Below are 17,310 nucleotides of genomic sequence, written 5' to 3'. Positions count from 1 at the left end.
GTTGTGGCGAGCCCGCTCGCCACAGGGACAGGAATGGAGAGTATGCGAGTGAGGGGCAAGGGATGGCTGTTGGGTCTGGGGCTGCTGTGCTCGGGCCAGGCCATGGCGGCGTGTTCGGTGGCGGCCAGTGTGCCGGCCAGTTTCGGCTCGATCAGTTCGATGACGGTACGCACGGCTGCGCAGGCCAGCTCCACCACCAGCGCCGGGTTGAGTTGCACCTCGGCGCTGATTTCGCTATTGGTACCGTCGGACCATTTCTACGCCACCATCACCTCGGCCAGCAGCGGCATGGTCGGGCCGACCGGTGATGTGATCGGCTACACGATCTATGGCACCAACACCGCGAGCTTTCCGATTGCGCGCAACACCCAGTTCGATTTTGGCGGCACGGGTGGCATTGCCCAGCTTATCGGGCTGATCGCAGGGCCAGGCACGAAAACCGTGCCGCTGTACCTGGGCAGCATCACCGGCAGCAACGTCGCCGCCGGCTTGTACAGCGAGACACTGAACATCGCCTGGAACTGGAATTATTGCTCGGGGGTGGGCTTTGGCGGTATCTGCCTGGGCCGCGACATCGGTAACGGCAGCGCCACCCTGACCGTCAGCATGACGGTGACCAACGACTGCCAGATCACCGCGCCGCCTATCCTCTTTGGCAGCGCGCCGGTGGTCAGCGGATTCACCGCCGTGACCGGGCAGACCATCAACATTGCTTGCACCAAGGGCAGCGCCTATACCGTCGGGCTCAGCGACGGGCAGAACGCGGTGAGCGTCGGCGGGCGGCGGCGGATGGTTTCCGGTACCAATTACCTGGCCTACGATATTTTCAAAAGTGCTGGCACCACGCGCTGGGGCAGTGTCGGCGCGGCGCGGCGGGCCAGTTCGACGGCCGAGGTCAACCCCGGCAATGGGCTGGGCATTGGCAGTCAGGTATACAACTACAACGCCAGGATTTACACCGATCAAACCACGCCGCCGGCCGGCGTCTATGTGGACAACGTGGTGCTCGACGTTGGCTTCTAGAACTTCAGCAGCGGCGTGCCGGGCTGGCCCACCGGGCTGACCATCGCATAATTGTAGCCCCCCCCGGACCAGTACTCGGCCTGCAGGCCATCGGCGCTGCGACTGCCACGGGGCAGGAAACCGTTTCCCGGGCCGGGAGGACGAATGTAAAAGCTGATGCGTTGGCCTTGCCGGTCTTCGTACAGCACCATGGCGGCCGCGCCTTGCTCGGTAGTGAGCAGGCGCCCGCTGACCGGCCTGAAACCCGCCTGGCTCAGGTCGGGCAGGCGATGGGCCTGGTTGAAGTAGCGGTCGAGCCAGGCTTGCATCGTGCCGCTGTCCTGGGTTTTGTAGTCGGCGGGCATGATGCCGTCCTGCGCAAACAGGCGGTAGGCCTGCATCGCATCGGTCATTGGCAGCGTCGGCGGATGAGTGGCTTCGCGGGCGTGCCAGCCGCCCAGCCCGCCGATGCTCACGGCGATCAGCAGCACGGCGGCTGTGGCCAAGTGCCGACGCGACCGGTGCCGGATGCGCTGGCGAATCAGCGCCGGGTCCAGTTGCGGGTTGGCAGGTGTCTGCAGGGCGCCGCTCAACGAAGCGCGCAGCAACTGCGCATCCTGTTGCCAGGCGTGCACCTGGGCCGCCACCTCGGGGTGGCCGGCCAGCCAGGTTTCCATCGCGCGGCGATCACTTTCCAGCAGTTGATGGTCGACGTAGGCATGTAAATCGCGTTCGCTGGGGGGCAGGCTGATCATTTGAGTATCCGCAGGGAAGGGCTGGCAATTTCGCCATCGCTGAGTTGGCGCAGGGCCTGGCGCGCGCGAGACAGGCGTGACATCACGGTGCCAAGGGGCACCTCGAGTATGTCGGCGACTTCCTTGTAGCTCAGGCCTTCGACCGACACCCACAACAGCAGGGCGCGCTGCTCGGTGCCAAGTTTGTCAAAGGCTTGCAGGGTGGATTGGGCCATCACCGTGCGCTCCACCGACGGCTGCGCATCGTCGCGTCCGGTGAAGAATTCGAGCATGCGCGCGTAGCGTCGGCTGCGGCGGTGGGCATCGAGAAACTGGCGATAGAGAATCGAAAACAGCCAGGCTCGCAGGTCTCCCTCGACGCGTTTGTCGGCCCAACTGATGATCGCCCGCTCCAGCGTCGACTGCACCAGGTCGTCGGCGCTGCTGGCGTTACGGGTCAGGGACACGGCGAAGCGCCGTAGCCTGGGGATGAGTTCACGTAACGGTTCGTCGAGGGCATGCATGGGCGTCGGGTTGTCCACTACGCTTGGACTTGAGAGACGTCCGGCGTTGAAGGTTATTCCTCCGCACTGAAAAAATAAATCCGGCGCCGGGGAATAGGGCGGATCGGCATTCGTCTCAATGCTCCGACCTTATGTTTCATCCCTAAGGCCATTGGCCCTGGAGTTCCTTCATGGTAGATCACTCATCACCGCCGCGTCCTCCGTTGAGCACGGCGAGCCTGATCGCACGGCTCGCCGGTATCGGCGCTGTGGTTGCGGTTGTAGCCGGGGCGTTCGCCTACGTCAACGGCACACTCGACCCACAACGCCTGCGCCCCAAGACCTTGGTCAATGCACTGGAAACCAATAACGGCGTGCATCCAGGCTTTCGGCGTAACCATGCCAAGGGCGTGTGTGTAGCCGGTTATTTCGAGAGCAGCGCCGAGGCGCGCGCGTACTCCAGTGCGCAGGTGTTCAGCGAGGCCAGGACGCCGGTAATCGGCCGGTTCGCCTTGCCCAGCGGCAACCCTTACGCGCCGGACAGCAGTGTGCCGATCCGCAGTTTTGCCGTGCAGTTCAGCCAGGCCAACGGCCAGCAATGGCGCACGGGCATGAACAGCATGCCGGTGTTTCCGGTGGGCACGCCCGAGGCGTTCTACCAGATGCTCAAGGCCGGCGCGCCCGACCCGGCCACCGGCAAGCCGAACCCGGCGAACATGCCGGCGTTTTTTGCCGCGCACCCGGAAACGGCGGCGTTTCTGGCGTGGGTCAAGACAGCGAAGCCTTCGGCCAGCTACGCCACGCAATCCTATAACGGCATCAACGCGTTCTACCTGATAAATGCCGAGGGCAAGCGTCAGGCCGTACGCTGGGGCGTGGTGCCGCAGAGCCAGGATGGCGCAGGTGATGTTGCGCCGTCGGACAGCGACTTTCTGCAAACGGACCTGGTGCAGCGCCTGACGGCCGGGCCGCTGCGTTGGCAACTGAACATGACCCTGGCCAACCCCGGCGACCCCGTGGACGATGCCAGCAAGGCCTGGAGCGGTGAACACAAGGTGTTGAACGCTGGCACGCTGGTGCTGCAAAGCAGCCAGCCGCAGGCGGATGGCGATTGCCGTGATATCAACTTTGATCCGCTGATCTTGCCGAGCGGTATCGAAGCCTCCAGTGACCCATTGCTGGCCGCGCGTTCGGCGGCTTATGCCAGTTCGTATTTGCGCCGCGCCGGTGAAGTCAGCCCGCTGCACAGTGCCCCGCAGGAGTCGAAACCATGAGTGCTCAACCGCGTTTTTTTGCTCCGCTGGCGCGCCTGCTGCATTGGGTGATGGCGTTGATGATCATTGCCATGCTGTTTATTGGTGCGGGGCTTGCTGCATCAGTATCGGAGCGGCATGAGTGGTTGCTGCATCTGCACAAGCCCCTGGGTATCGCGATTCTGGCGTTGGTGATTGTGCGGTTGGTGGTGCGCTTTTCTACGCGTCAGCCGCCGTTGCCGGCTGATTTGCCGTTATGGCAGGTGTTGGCGGCCAAGGCGTCTCATCTGGTGCTGTACGGGTTGATGCTGGTGCTGCCCTTGCTTGGCTGGGCGATGATTTCAGCGGCCGGGGACCCGGTAATGCTAAGCAGTTCGGTGCAGTTGCCGGCCTTGGTGGCGGCGAATGCGCCGTTGTTTGCGCTGTTGCGCAGGGCCCATGGGTTTTTGGCGTATGTGCTGTTTTTTACCGTGTTGGCGCACCTGGCGGCGGCGCTGTTTCACGGGTGGATTCGGCGCGATGGGGTGTTGCAGAGTATGACTGGGCGGGATGCTGGAGCAGATTGAGCGCTAACTGCGGGAGGCTCCTAGCGCTGTCGCGCAGCAAACTGGAGCCTCTGTGGCGAGCGGGCTTGCCCCGCGTTGGGGTGCGAAGCGCCCCCAATCCAGCAAAACGCGGTGTACATGATACGACTCAGCGCCTGGTTTTGGGGCTGCTGCGCAGCCCAACGCAGGACAAGCCTGCTCGCCACAGGAGTGTGGATGCCTGAAATTTCAGGTGCACAATGTAAATGGATCAGCGCAGGCTCGTGACGATATCCGCCACGGTACTCAACACATCCTGACCCAGTTGCCTGGAGCGATCCCCTGACCAGCCGGTTTTGGGGTTGGGCGCATCGTCGTTGTCCTTGAAAGGCATTTCCAGGGTCAGCGACAGGCAATCGTACTTCTGGCCAACCGCGTTGCAGGCCAGTGTCATGTTGGCCTCGCCGGGCAGGTCGCGGGTGTAGCCGTGGGTGGTCTGGAAGTCGCGGGTCAAGGCGCTGAGGTGGCTGCGAAAGTGCTTCTCCAGCGCTTCGATGCGCGGCGTGTAGCCGGGGTTGCCTTCGCAGCCGGCGGTGAACACGTAGGGGATTTCCTCATCGCCGTGGATATCGAGGAACAGGTCCACGCCGTACTTTTCCATCTGCTGCTGCACGAACAGCACTTCGGGGCTCATCTCCTGGCTGGCGCTTTGCCAGGCGCGGTTGAGGTCCTGGCCCATGGCGTTGGTGCGCAGGTGGCCATGGAACGCGCCGTCAGGATTCATGTTGGGCACCAGGTACAGGTCGGCGACGGCCAGCAGCTTTTTCAGCTCGGCATCACCATCGCGTTGCAGGCGTTCGATCACCCCTTCCATGAACCATTGCGCCATGTGCTCGCCCGGGTGCTGCTGCGCAATGATCCACACCTTGAGCCGACCTTCGCCGCCTTTACCGCGGCGCAACAACTGGATATCACGGCCTTCGACACTTTTACCGGTGGCCAGCAGTTGGGTGCCGGCGTGTTTCAGGGCCTGCTCGATCAACCAATCGTGACGCTCGCGGCTGTAGGGTTCGAAGTAGGCAAACCAGGCATGTTTCTCGCGGGTTTGAAGGCTGATGTGCAGCGTCTCGCCATCGAAGCGCGTGGGCACGCGGAACCAGTTGACGTGGTCATACGACGCCACGGCGTTGTAGCCGCTCCAGGCATTTTTATACGAGGAGTAGCTCGCATTGCTCAGGCGGAAGGTGTGGGTGTGGCCCACGTGCATACCTTCTGCCTTGAAGTGGAACCACTGGAAGTGATGGCTGCGGGTATCGGGTTTAATTGCCAGCAACAACTGATAGGCATCGCTGGCATCCAGGACCTGGATGTTGCCGCTGTCGAAGTCGGTGCTGATCTTGATGGAGGTCAAGGCCACGGTCATAGTCTGGTTGCCTGAATATGAGTTGTGGCGGCTATATTACACAGAGGTCGGGCAAAATCTTGATGCAAAATTGTTGCAGGGGAGGGAGGTGTCTTCGTTGACCCGACGATGGCTAGAAAACGGTGAGAGTGATTCTCAGGTGCTGTTTCTCAAAGATCCCGTCCAGAGCGGTTGGGCGGCTTTCATTGGGCAATGGTCTTTTGCTACCATGCGCGCCATCAAGCAATACACAGTCTTCATTAGCCTGAAGCCATGCCAGGGAAACTGGCAAAAAAAGACCCGGCCAAAGAGCCGGGTCAAAAACCGTGATTAGCCTGATGAGGAGATATTCCAAGAGTCCGACCTAAGGTCTCTTGGCCTATCGACTGATCTCGCGATCAGCTAGGCCCAATAATAATCATTATCATTTGCAAGTCAAATGTTTTTATCCCAGGGATAGAAATATTTTTGCTTCGCATTCTTCACGCGTTTGCCTGAGCCTCTGGCTGCAGCAACGATCGCTCCACCATCGCTTTCGCCATGTCGATCAGATACACCACTGAAAACGCCAGGTCACGTTGATTGCCCTGATGGCTGCTCGCCGATTCGTAGGCCGTGGCGGCTGCACTGCGCAGCAGGTCGGAAGCGTGCACCAGGGCTTCTTCGTGGCTGATGCCGGGTTTGATATGAAAGAAGGTGTCGTCTGCCCTGGAGGTGGACATATCCGCTTTCAAGTAATAGTCCAATGCACGTTGGGCGGCGCCGCTGGTGTGCAGGTCGAGTGCTGCGTCGTCGGTGACAGGTGTTTCGGTCGGCGGATACGGGCTGGTTGTCATCATGGGCGTTACTCTGATGGGGGGCGAAATCCTTGAAATTGATGATAGTACGTATCGTATTTATGTCGTTTCGTGGATTACTACAAACTGTTTATTGCCCTGAAAAATACGCAACGTATTGTCACGCACCATGGATAAATGGATAGCGTTGGTCAGAGCCAACATGAAAGACCGCAAGGTCACTCAGGATGAACTGGCCGAACGCCTGGGCATGTCCCAGGGCGGCGTGGGCCATTGGCTCAACAAACGACGGGTGCCCAGCCTTGCAGACATGAACCGGGTGCTGGCGGAACTGGGGCTGGGGTATCTGGAGGTGGCCCTGGAAATTCGTGAGCGCGTTGATCAAGAGCAGCCATGGGAACACCACTACAACCCGTATTTCCGCTACCCGGTCAGCGACTGGAACGGGCTCTGTGAAGTGCGCGAAGAACGTGCGCCCTACGGCCCCGAGCGCTTTGAACTGACGGACTACCACGCGGGCGGCGAAGCCTTCTGGCTCCCCGTAACCGGCGATGCCATGACCGCTCCCACAGGCCTCAGTATCAGCGCAGGCATGTTGATCCTGGTCGACCCTTCCATCCGCGCTGTGCCCGGTAAGCTGGTCGTTGCGCAATGGGACGACAGCCCTCGGGCCACCTTTCGCCAATTGCAGGAAGAAAGCGGCCAGCTGTACCTGGTGCCGCTCAATCCCACTTACCCCAAGCTGCTGTTCACCGATGATTGCCGGATTCTCGGTGTTGTCGTGCAGGCCACAGCAAAGTTCTAATCGGCCATTTCCAGTTCCACCAGTGCGCTGCCTTCAGCGACCATCTCGCCCTCCTGGCAAAACAGCGCCTTGACCACGCCGGCTTGGGGCGCGCGAATGCTGTGCTCCATTTTCATCGCTTCCAATACCACCAATTGCGTGCCAGCTTCGACGTGCTGCCCAACCTCCACCAGCACCCGCACGATGCTGCCGTTCATGGGCGCGGTGAGACCGCCCTGATGCGCTTGGCTCGCCTCGACCGCCGCAATCGGGTCAAACAGACTGACCGCCTGCATCTCGCCATCCCACCGCAGGTACACGGTGCTTCCATTACGCACCGCCAGATGCGCGCGGCGTATGCCCTGGTGTTCGATCAGCAACTGTTCACCGTGCAGCGCATGTGCAGCGCCAGCCGCCACTGTCACCACCCGGTCCTGCCCATTGCAGCTCAAGTGCAGCGAAACCTGCGGCGGCAGCCCTGTGCGAAAGCCCCGGGTATCCGCCCAGGGCCCTTCACCGCGCGGCAGACTCTGCATGAACGCCGAACCTGCCGCCTGCCAGAACCTATCGCTCAACGCACTCTGCGCCGGCAGCAACTGCGCCTGGTAACGCGGAATAAACCCGGTATCGAGTTCGGCCGCCGCAAACGCCGGATGGCCGATGATGCGCCGCAGAAAACCCAGGTTGGTCTTGAGCCCACCCACGGCGAACTCGTCGAGCATGGCCAGCAGACGCAGGCGCGCCTGCTCGCGGTCCTCGCCCCAGGCAATCAGTTTGCCCAGCATCGGATCGTAGAACGGCGAGACACTGTCACCTTGCTCCACGCCGCTGTCCACACGGCGGCCCGGGCCCGCGTCGCACTCGCGGTACAGCGCCAGGTGGCCGGTGGCAGGCAGAAAATCGTTGCTCGGATCTTCGGCATACAGCCGCACCTCGATCGCGTGCCCATTCAACGGCACCTGCGCCTGGGTGATCGGCAGCGCTTCGCCCTGGGCAACGCGTATCTGCCAGGCCACCAGATCGAGCCCGGTAATCGCTTCGGTCACCGGGTGCTCCACCTGCAGCCGGGTGTTCATCTCCATGAAGAAAAATTCGCCACGGGCATCCAGTAAAAACTCCACCGTACCCGCGCCCACATAGCCGATCGCCTGCGCCGCGCGCACCGCCGCTTCACCCATGGCTTTGCGCTGTTCAACGCTCAGCCCGGGCGCCGGGGCTTCTTCCACCACTTTTTGATGACGCCGCTGGATCGAGCAATCGCGCTCGTTGAGGTACAGGCAGTGGCCGTGACTATCGGCAAACACCTGGATTTCCACATGGCGCGGCTTGAGCAGGTATTTTTCCACCAGCATCTGCCCGTTGCCGAACGAGGACAATGCCTCACGCTGGGCCGAAGCCAGAGCCTCGGCCAACTGGCTGACGTCCTCGACCACCTTCATGCCCTTGCCGCCGCCGCCGGCAGTCGCTTTTAGCAGCACCGGATAGCCGATGCGCGCGCAGGCGTCGCGAAAGGTGTCCAGGTCTTGGGCTTCGCCGTGATAACCCGGCACCAGTGGCACCCCGGCGGTTTCCATCAGCGACTTGGCCGCCGACTTGCTGCCCATGGCGTCGATGGCCGAGGCGGGCGGGCCGAGAAAGATCAGGCCGGCTGCCTCGATGGCGCGGGCAAACGCTGCGTTTTCCGAGAGAAAGCCGTAGCCAGGATGAATCGCCTGGGCACCGCTGGCCTTGGCGGCCGCGATGATCGTGTCGATCTGCAGGTAACTGTCCGCAGCTTTGCTGCCACCCAGGTCGACGCGTATGTCCGCCTCGCGACTGTGCCGCGCATCGCGGTCAATGTCGCTGTGCACAGCCACGGTGGTCAGCCCCATCGCTTTGGCGGTGCGCATGACCCGGCAGGCGATTTCGCCACGGTTGGCGACCAGCAGTGTGGTGAGTGGCCTCATGGGCGTGGCTCCCCGGATTGCCAGGCGGGTGCACGCTTTTGCAGGAATGCACGCAAGCCTTCCTGGCCTTCGGGGCTGACGCGAATTCGCGCGATGGCGTTTTCGCAATAGCGCCGCAGGGCCGGCGTGAGTGCGCCGTTGCCCACTTCGCGCAGCAGGTCCTTGCTGGCGCGCATGGCCGCTGGGCTGTTCTGCAGCAGGTTCGCCACCCAGGCTTCGACTTGCTGCTCCAGCGTATCGGCCGGGTAGCTTTCCGCCAGCAGGCCGATTTCCCGCGCACGCTGGCCGCCAAATCGCTCGGCCGTCAGGGCATAGCGGCGGGCCGCGCGCTCGCCGATGGCCTGCACCACGAACGGGCTGATTACTGCTGGCGCCAGGCCGATGCGCACTTCCGACAGGCAGAACTGCGCTTCATCGGCACCAATCGCCATGTCGCAGCAACTGATCAAACCCAGCGCCCCGCCGTAGGCGGCGCCTTGCACCACGGCCAGGGTGGGGATTTTCAGTTTGGACAGGTTGTACATCAGCTCCGCCAATTCGCGCGCATCGTCCAGGTTGGTGTGGTAGTCCAGTTCGGCCGACTGCTGCATCCAGGCCAGGTCTGCCCCGGCGCTGAAGTGCCTGCCACGTCCACGCAGCAGCAGAAAACGCAGGGACGGGTCGCTTTGCACATGGTCCAGGGCGATGATCAATTCGCGGATCATCTGGGCATTGAACGCATTGTTCTTGGCTTCACTACTGAGCCACAACGTGGCAAAGCCACGGTTGTCGGTGATCAGTTCGAGTGTGTTGAAATCGTTCATGAGGGAATAGCTCCATTTACATGCGGAACACGCCGAAGCGGCTCGGCTCGATGGGGGCGTTCAGGGCGGCGGACAGCGCCAGGGCGAGTACCTCGCGGGTCTGCAGCGGGTCGATGACGCCGTCGTCCCACAGGCGGGCGCTGGAGTAATAGGGGTGGCCCTGGGTTTCATACTGGTCGAGGATCGGCTGTTTGATCGCGGCTTCGTCCCCGGCGCTGAACGCACTGCCGGCCCGTTCGGCCTGTTCGCGCTTGACCTGCACCAACACGCCGGCCGCCTGCTCGGCACCCATCACGCCGATGCGCGCGTTGGGCCACATCCATAAAAATCGCGGGTCATAAGCGCGTCCACACATGCCGTAGTTGCCGGCCCCAAAGCTGCCGCCGATGATCACGGTAAATTTCGGCACCCTGGCGCACGCCACCGCCGTCACCAGTTTGGCGCCGTGCTTGGCGATGCCGCCGGCTTCGTATTTTTGGCCGACCATGAAGCCGGTGATGTTCTGCAGAAACAGCAGTGGAATCCCACGCTGGCAGGCCAGCTCGATGAAGTGCGCGCCTTTTTGCGCGGCCTCGGCGAACAGGATGCCGTTGTTGGCGAGGATCGCAATCGGGTAGCCGTGCAAATGCGCAAAGCCGCAGACCAGCGTGGTGCCGAACAGCGCCTTGAACTCATCGAACACCGACGCATCCACCAGCCGCGCGATCACTTCGCGCACATCGAATGGCTGCTTGGCCTCGGCCGGAATCACCCCGTAGAGTTCTTCTGCGCTGTACAGCGGCGCTATCGGCGAGCGCTGGCGCAACTCACCCAGCTTGCGCCAGTTGAGGTTGGCCACGCTGCGGCGTGCCAGGGCAAGGGCGTGTTCGTCGCTGTCGGCATAGTGGTCGGCCACTCCGGAGATTTTGCAGTGCACGTCGGCGCCGCCCAGTTCTTCGGCGCTGACCACTTCGCCGGTCGCCGCTTTGACCAATGGCGGGCCGGCCAGAAAGATCGTGGCCTGCTGGCGCACCATGATCGCTTCGTCGGCCATGGCGGGTACATAGGCGCCGCCGGCGGTGCACGAGCCCATCACCACGGCGATCTGCGGGATGCCCTGGGCGCTCATGTTGGCCTGATTGAAGAAGATCCTCCCGAAGTGTTCGCGGTCCGGGAACACTTCATCCTGGCGCGGCAGGTTGGCGCCGCCGGAGTCCACCAGGTAGATGCACGGCAGGCGGTTCTGCTCGGCAATGGTCTGCGCGCGCAGATGTTTTTTTACCGTAAGCGGGTAATAGGAGCCGCCTTTGACCGTGGCATCGTTGGCGACAATCATGCATTCCACGCCCTCGACGCGGCCAATCCCGGCGATCACGCCGGCTGCCGGCACGTCTTCGCCATACACTTGATGGGCGGCCAGTTGGCTGAGTTCGAGGAACGGCGAGCCCGGATCGAGCAGGCGATTGATGCGTTCGCGCGGCAGCAGTTTGCCGCGCGAGGTATGCCGCTCCTGGGCCTTGAGGCCGCCGCCTTGTTGCACCTGGGCGAGGAGGGCATGCAGGGCGTCGACCTGCTGGCGCATCGCCGCGCTGTTGGCGACAAATTCCGCCGAGCGTGGGTTGAGCTGGGTGTGCAAGGTGGCCATGGCGCGCTCCTTCAGCGGGTTTCGTTGAACAGTTCGCGACCGATCAACATGCGCCGAATCTCACTGGTGCCCGCGCCGATTTCATACAACTTGGCATCACGCAGCAGGCGCCCGGCGGGGAATTCGTTGATATAGCCATTGCCGCCCAGAATCTGGATGGCATCGAGGGCCATCTGGGTGGCGCGCTCGGCGCTGTAGAGGATCACGCCGGCGGCGTCCTTGCGCGTGGTCTCGCCGCGCTCGCAGGCCTGGGCCACCGCATAGAGGTAGGCGCGGCTGGCGTTGAGCTGGGTGTACATGTCGGCGACCTTGCCCTGGATCAGCTGGAATTCGCCGATGCTTTGGCCGAACTGCTTGCGGTCGTGGATGTAGGGCACGATCAGGTCCATGCAGGCCTGCATGATCCCGGTGGGCCCGCCGGCGAGCACCACGCGTTCGTAGTCCAGCCCACTCATCAGCACTTTTACGCCGCCGTTGAGGACGCCGAGAATATTCTCTTCGGGCACTTCAACGTCGTCGAAAAACAGCTCGCAGGTGTTGGAGCCGCGCATGCCCAGCTTGTCGAACTTGTGGCTGCGGCTGAAGCCGTTCCAGTCACGCTCGACGATGAAGGCGGTGATGCCGTGGGCGCCCTTTTCCAGGTCGGTCTTGGCGTAGATCACGTAGGTGTTGGCGTCGGGGCCGTTGGTGATCCAGGTCTTGCTGCCATTGAGCACGTAGCGGTCGCCGCGTTTGTCGGCGCGCAGTTTCATCGAAACCACGTCGGAGCCGGCATTTGGCTCGCTCATGGCGAGGGCGCCGATGTGCTCGCCGCTGATCAGTCTGGGCAGGTACTTGAGCTTCTGTTCATGATTGCCATTGCGGTTGATCTGGTTGACGCACAGGTTGGAGTGCGCACCGTAGGACAGCGCCACCGAGGCCGAGCCGCGGCTGATCTCTTCCATGCTCACCACGTGGGCCAGGTAGCCCAGGCCGGCGCCGCCGTATTCTTCCGCCACGGTGATGCCGAGCAGGCCCATGTCACCAAACTTGCGCCACAGGTCGACGGGGAACAGGTTGTCGATGTCGATCTGCGCGGCGCGCGGCGCGATTTCCTTGGCTACGAAGGACTGCACCTGGTCGCGCAGCATGTCGATGGTTTCGCCGAGGGCGAAGTTCAGGGACGGGTAACTCATGGACAGGCACCTTACTGTGAGCTTTGTTGTTGTGTGGGGCGAGTGCCGGGGAGGGCGCTGACCTTTACGTTAACGTAAGCTTGCGTTACGGCGCTGTCAATCGTAGTTTACGTTTACGTCAACCTACAAAAAACACAACAGGGGATGGTGATGGATCAACCGAACCAGAGCTACAGTCGCGGCGCTCAGGACAAGGCATTGCTGGCGATGACCATCGGCCAGGCGTTCGATCAGACTGCCGCGCGCTATCCCGAGGGCGAGGCGCTGGTGGTACGCCACCAGCAGCGCCGCTTCACCTGGAGGCAACTGGCTGAAACGGTCGACCTGCATGCCCGCGCTTTCCTGGCCATGGGCATGCAGCCGGGTGATCGTCTGGGTATCTGGGCGCCCAACTGCGCCGAGTGGTGCATCACGCAGGTCGCCAGTGCCAAGCTCGGGGTGATACTGGTCAATATCAACCCGGCCTATCGCAGCAGCGAGCTGGACTATGTGCTCAAGCAATCCGGCTGCCAATGGCTGGTGTGCGCCGGCGCGTTCAAGACGTCCGATTACCATGCCATGCTGCAGGCACTCGATCCCGATCTGCGTGCCATCATCAGCCTCGACGCCAACCCGCCTGTGGGGTTCGTGCCCTGGGCGCAACTGGCGAGCATGGGGGCAGACGTTCCTCACGAGCAATTGCAGCAGCGCCAGGGGAGCCTTCACTTCGATCAACCCGTGAACATCCAGTACACCTCCGGCACCACCGGCTTTCCCAAGGGCGCCACCCTCAGCCATCACAATATTCTCAACAACGGCTACATGGTCGGCGAAAGCCTGGGCCTCACTGCGCAGGATCGCCTGGTGATCCCGGTGCCGCTGTACCACTGCTTCGGCATGGTGATGGGTAACCTGGGCTGCATCACCCATGGCACCACCATGATCTACCCTAATGACGGCTTCGATGCGTTGCTCACCCTGACCGCTGTCGCCGAGGAGCGCGCCACCGGACTGTATGGCGTGCCGACCATGTTCATTGCCATGCTCGATCATCCGCAGCGCGGCGAGCTGGACCTCGCCAGCCTGCGCACCGGGATCATGGCCGGCGCCACCTGCCCCATCGAAGTGATGCGCCGGGTCATCAGCGAGCTGCACATGGGCGAAGTGCAGATTGCCTACGGCATGACCGAAACCAGCCCGGTGTCGTTGCAGACGGGCCCGGATGACGACCTTGAACGACGCGTCACCACGGTGGGGCGCACCCAGCCGCACCTGGAAAACGCAATCATCGACGCCGCCGGTAACACCGTGGCACGGGGCGAGATCGGTGAACTGTGCACCCGTGGCTACAGCGTAATGCTCGGCTACTGGAACAACCCCGAGGGAACCCGCGAGACGATCGACGAGGCAGGCTGGCTGCACACCGGCGACCTTGCGACCATGGACAGGCACGGTTACGTGTGCATTGCCGGGCGCAACAAGGACATGATCATCCGTGGCGGCGAGAACGTTTATCCGCGCGAGCTGGAAGAGTTTTTCTTCACTCATCCGGCGGTGGCCGACGTGCAGGTTATCGGCATCCCCGACGAGCGCTATGGCGAAGAAATCGTCGCCTGGATCAAATGCCATGCGGGCCATGCTGTCGACGCGCTTGAGCTGCACACCTGGTGCAAGGGCCGCATCGCCCATTTCAAGACGCCCAGGCACTTCAAGTTCGTCGATGAGTTTCCGATGACGGTGACGGGCAAGGTGCAGAAATTCCGCATGCGCGAGATCTCGCTTCAGGAGCTGCGAACGCAGTCCTGACAGCCACTTGAACCCCTTGTGGGAGCAGGCTTGTTGTGGCAAGCCCGCTCGCCACAGGTTTTCCTGTTTGTTGTGCGACAGCGCAACGTGGAGCCTCCAACCTTAATGGGCAGAAACGACAAAAGGGACCCGAAGGTCCCTTTTAATGTGTCGTTGCGTGCTCTTTTTTATTATTGAGGGGCGGCCTGTTATTGTTTTTGGCAGCCGTGGCCCTTTACTGCTGTTTTGGGTGACCCCCATCCGGGGTCAAGAGCAAACGTATTTTTTTGAGCGCTGATGTGCTTCCAAAAAAATCTGTTAGCTGCGTCTCTGCCGTGTTGTTTTTGTTATGTCAGAGTCGTTACGTCTTATTTTTATTAGGCTTGGTGCTTTTTATTCTTGTTATGCAATAGAGATAGCAGGAGCCATGCCAACTTTTAAAAGTACTTTAAAATCAATGACTTGTTTTTTATGCTGCGATTGCCTCTGCGCAGAGGCACCGAATTATGTTCCCGCGTTACCCGCTGTGTCGGTGCCCGGTAACACATTGTCACAGCCTTGCTACTCAACTGGCGCCACGCACCTTCGCCACCCGCGACCCACTGGCGCGCCCCAGCACCTGGCTGATCTGCCGGCCCGCATCAATCAAGCGTGAAAGATCAATCCCGGTGTGGATGCCCAGCCCGTCCAGCAGGTACACCACGTCCTCGGTGGCGACGTTACCGCTGGCGCCCTTGGCGTACGGGCAACCGCCAAGGCCTGCGATAGAGCTGTCGAACACCTGGATACCCTCCAGCAGGCTGGCATAGATATTCGCGATTGCCTGGCCATAGGTATCGTGGAAATGCCCGGCAAGCTTTTCCCGTGGCACCTGGGCGCCGACCACTTCGAACAATCGCCGCGTGGCGCCCGGCGTGCCGGTGCCGATGGTGTCGCCCAGGGACACTTCATAGCAGCCCATGGCGTACAGCTCGCGGGCCACCGCAGCCACCTGTTCCGGCGCCACATCGCCTTCGTAAGGGCATCCGAGCACACAGGACACATAGCCGCGCACACTGATGCCGTGCTGCCGCGCTGCGCTCATGATCGGTGCGAAGCGCTCCAGGCTTTCGCTGATCGAGCAGTTGATGTTGCGTTGCGAGAACGCCTCGGACGCGGCCGCAAACACTGCGACCTCCTTGACGCCGGCCGCCAGTGCATCTTCAAAGCCGCGCAGGTTCGGCGCCAGCGCGCCGTAGGTCACGCCGGGCTCGCGCCGGATCTGCGCAAACACCTCGGCGGAGCCTGCCATCTGCGGCACCCATTTGGGCGACACAAAGCTGCCCACTTCTATATAGCCGAGCCCGGCGTCGCTCAGGGCGTTTACCAGGCGGACCTTGTCCGTCACGCTGATGGGCTGGGCTTCGTTCTGCAAACCGTCGCGCGGGCCGACTTCAACCAGACGCACGTGGGAGGGGAGGGACATGAGGGTTACCTTCTGTTCAATGGCCAGACTGGCTCATGGTGTGGGCCAGGGCTTGAGTGCAGCGCTCTTCGGCGGTGTCCAGTTCCAGCTTCATCTGTTCGATGTCCAGCAGTTGCTGTTCCAGCTGTTCACGCCGTTCGGCGATTTTGCTCAGCATGCTGTTGAGCTGGATGTGGTTGCCGCCGCTGGGGTCATAGAGTTCGATCAGCTCACGGCACTCGGCCAGGGAGAAACCAATGCGCTTGCCGCGCAGAATCAGCTTGAGACTGACCTTGTCCCGCGCCGAGTAGATACGCTCCTGGCCCCGACGCTCCGGGGCCAGCAGGCCTTGCTCTTCATAAAAGCGAATGGCGCGGGTGGTGATGTCGAGCTCGCGGGCGAGGTCGGAAATACTGTAGGTGGTGCTCATGGCGGCGCTCAGCGGATGACTTGGCGCTAAGCTAATGGCTGGTTGACGTAAACGTCAAGGCCGCCTGCGCAGCCCAATCCCTTTCCCTCCTATCAAGCCTGCTTGCCATCGAGCTTCTTCTCATGGGCCGTCACCTGCTGGCACAACTCGATCATCTGCTCGCGCATCCAGCGGTTGGCCGGGTCCTGGTCAGTGCTTTCATGCCAGTACAAATGGGTTTCCACGGGCGGCACGTCGTTTACCGGCAGGTTGACCCAATGCAGTTCGTGGCGGCGGGCGAAGCGCTCGGGCACGGTCATCACCATGTCGGTCTGCTGCAACACCTGCGAGGCCATCAGGTAATGCTGGGAACGCAGCGCGATCTTGCGCTGGATGCCCATCTTGCCCAGCGCCAGGTCGACATGGCCCAGGCCGTTGCGGCGGCTGGAGATATGAATGTGAGTCAGCGACAGGTAGTCATCCAGGCTGAGTTTGTCCTTGCCCGCCAGCGGATGGCCCTTGCGCATGGCGCACACGTAGCGGTCTTCCATCAGCTTGACGTGACGCACCTGTGGATCGGTGTTGAGCGGTGCGTCCACGGCAAAATCCAGGCGCCCGGCAGCCAGTTCCTTGGTGGTCTCGCGGCGCTTGGACAGGAAACTTTCGATCACCACGGTCGGCGCCAGCCGGCGCAGGCGCTGGAACAGCAGCGGCAGAATCACCGCCTCGGTGAGGTCGGTCATGCTGATGCGGTAGGTCTTGGCCGCCTGCTGCGGATTGAAAATCCTGCTTTCCTGCACGGATACGCGCAGCAGCGACAGCGCATTGCGCACTGGGCCGATGATGTTCTGCGCCATGGGCGTAGGCACCATGCCTTGGGCGGTGCGCACGAACAGTGGGTCGTTGAAGGTCTCGCGCAGGCGGGCCAGCGCGTTGGACACCGCCGGCTGCGTAATGCCGACGATCTGCCCGGCGCGGGTCAGGTTGGCTTCGGTGTAGATCGCATCAAAGACGATGAAGAGGTTCAGGTCGACCTTGCTCAGATTCATTGCGTTGCGCTCTTATTGTTAGATGCCGATAGGCTGATCATATATCGGTGATGAATGTTAATACACGCCGAGAATAGGCTAGGTAAATTATCAGCGC

Annotated in this window: 16 protein-coding genes; 5 read left to right on the top strand and 11 right to left on the bottom strand. The window is 61.9% G+C overall.

Features of this window, described 5'->3' with window-relative positions; genetic code table 11:
- The first annotated feature begins 42 nt into the window (after positions 1-42).
- The gene (locus tag TU75_RS15940) at positions 43-1,023 is read left to right on the top strand and encodes a Csu type fimbrial protein (RefSeq protein WP_060549469.1); all 981 of its coding nucleotides are present in this window, start codon (positions 43-45) and stop codon (positions 1,021-1,023) included.
- Here the strand turns inward: TU75_RS15940 and TU75_RS15935 are convergent.
- The gene (locus tag TU75_RS15935; RefSeq protein ID WP_060549468.1) at positions 1,020-1,757 is read right to left on the bottom strand and encodes an anti-sigma factor family protein; all 738 of its coding nucleotides are present in this window, start codon (positions 1,755-1,757) and stop codon (positions 1,020-1,022) included. The genes TU75_RS15940 and TU75_RS15935 overlap by 4 nt on opposite strands.
- Positions 1,754-2,260 carry a sigma-70 family RNA polymerase sigma factor gene (locus TU75_RS15930; protein ID WP_060549467.1) on the bottom strand — a complete coding sequence of 169 codons (507 nt, stop codon included), beginning with the start codon at positions 2,258-2,260 and terminating at the stop codon, positions 1,754-1,756. Before TU75_RS15930 ends, TU75_RS15935 begins: the two co-directional genes overlap by 4 nt.
- A gap of 170 nt (positions 2,261-2,430) precedes the next feature.
- On the opposite strand from TU75_RS15930, the gene TU75_RS15925 reads away from it, so the two are divergent.
- Positions 2,431-3,513, top strand: a complete 1,083-nt coding sequence (locus TU75_RS15925) for a catalase family peroxidase (protein WP_060549466.1) — start codon at positions 2,431-2,433, stop codon at positions 3,511-3,513.
- Positions 3,510-4,058, top strand: coding sequence for a cytochrome b (locus tag TU75_RS15920; RefSeq protein WP_003238334.1), 549 nt, complete (start codon positions 3,510-3,512; stop codon positions 4,056-4,058). Before TU75_RS15925 ends, TU75_RS15920 begins: the two co-directional genes overlap by 4 nt.
- A 229-nt stretch (positions 4,059-4,287) precedes the next feature.
- Here TU75_RS15920 and TU75_RS15915 read toward each other — a convergent pair whose 3' ends face one another.
- Positions 4,288-5,439, bottom strand: coding sequence for a M14 family metallopeptidase (locus tag TU75_RS15915; protein ID WP_003238337.1), 1,152 nt, complete (start codon positions 5,437-5,439; stop codon positions 4,288-4,290).
- A gap of 461 nt (positions 5,440-5,900) precedes the next feature.
- Positions 5,901-6,254: a DUF6124 family protein gene (locus TU75_RS15910; RefSeq protein WP_003238342.1), complete on the bottom strand. Its 354-nt coding sequence runs from the start codon at positions 6,252-6,254 to the stop codon at positions 5,901-5,903.
- A 130-nt stretch (positions 6,255-6,384) separates the two neighbouring features.
- Here TU75_RS15910 and TU75_RS15905 point away from each other — a divergent pair, with 130 nt between their 5' ends.
- Positions 6,385-7,020, top strand: a complete 636-nt coding sequence (locus TU75_RS15905; protein ID WP_060549465.1) for a LexA family protein — start codon at positions 6,385-6,387, stop codon at positions 7,018-7,020.
- Here the strand turns inward: TU75_RS15905 and TU75_RS15900 are convergent.
- Genes TU75_RS15900 through TU75_RS15885 form a run of 4 tightly spaced genes read right to left on the bottom strand, consistent with a single transcriptional unit; the run spans position 7,017 to position 12,547 of the window.
- A complete protein-coding gene (locus tag TU75_RS15900) occupies positions 7,017-8,945 on the bottom strand; it encodes an acetyl/propionyl/methylcrotonyl-CoA carboxylase subunit alpha (RefSeq protein ID WP_060549464.1) in 1,929 nt (642 codons plus the stop codon). The two genes, TU75_RS15905 and TU75_RS15900, sit on opposite strands and share 4 nt — an antisense overlap.
- A complete protein-coding gene (locus TU75_RS15895; RefSeq protein ID WP_060549463.1) occupies positions 8,942-9,748 on the bottom strand; it encodes a gamma-carboxygeranoyl-CoA hydratase in 807 nt (268 codons plus the stop codon). Before TU75_RS15895 ends, TU75_RS15900 begins: the two co-directional genes overlap by 4 nt.
- A 16-nt stretch (positions 9,749-9,764) precedes the next feature.
- On the bottom strand, positions 9,765-11,372 hold the full coding sequence (locus TU75_RS15890) for a carboxyl transferase domain-containing protein (RefSeq protein WP_060549462.1): 1,608 nt from the start codon (positions 11,370-11,372) through the stop codon (positions 9,765-9,767).
- Positions 11,373-11,383: 11 nt separating this feature from the next.
- Positions 11,384-12,547 (bottom strand): isovaleryl-CoA dehydrogenase, encoded by a 1,164-nt coding sequence (locus tag TU75_RS15885; protein WP_060549461.1) that lies wholly within the window; start codon positions 12,545-12,547, stop codon positions 11,384-11,386.
- Positions 12,548-12,697: 150 nt separating this feature from the next.
- Here TU75_RS15885 and TU75_RS15880 point away from each other — a divergent pair, with 150 nt between their 5' ends.
- The gene (locus tag TU75_RS15880; RefSeq protein ID WP_060549460.1) at positions 12,698-14,332 is read left to right on the top strand and encodes an AMP-binding protein; all 1,635 of its coding nucleotides are present in this window, start codon (positions 12,698-12,700) and stop codon (positions 14,330-14,332) included.
- A gap of 544 nt (positions 14,333-14,876) precedes the next feature.
- Here the strand turns inward: TU75_RS15880 and TU75_RS15875 are convergent.
- The 3 genes from TU75_RS15875 to TU75_RS15865 form a co-directional block, all read right to left on the bottom strand.
- Entirely contained in the window at positions 14,877-15,776 is a 900-nt protein-coding gene (locus TU75_RS15875; RefSeq protein WP_060549459.1) for a hydroxymethylglutaryl-CoA lyase, read from the bottom strand.
- A 16-nt stretch (positions 15,777-15,792) separates the two neighbouring features.
- A complete protein-coding gene (locus TU75_RS15870) occupies positions 15,793-16,185 on the bottom strand; it encodes a MerR family transcriptional regulator (RefSeq protein ID WP_003238358.1) in 393 nt (130 codons plus the stop codon).
- A 92-nt stretch (positions 16,186-16,277) separates the two neighbouring features.
- A complete protein-coding gene (locus tag TU75_RS15865) occupies positions 16,278-17,213 on the bottom strand; it encodes a LysR family transcriptional regulator (RefSeq protein WP_003238359.1) in 936 nt (311 codons plus the stop codon).
- Positions 17,214-17,310: the final 97 nt, after the last annotated feature.

It is taken from the genome of Pseudomonas poae (genome assembly GCF_001439785.1).
GTDB lineage: Bacteria > Pseudomonadota > Gammaproteobacteria > Pseudomonadales > Pseudomonadaceae > Aquipseudomonas > Aquipseudomonas poae.
This window is presented reverse-complemented; position numbering and strand designations above follow the sequence as displayed.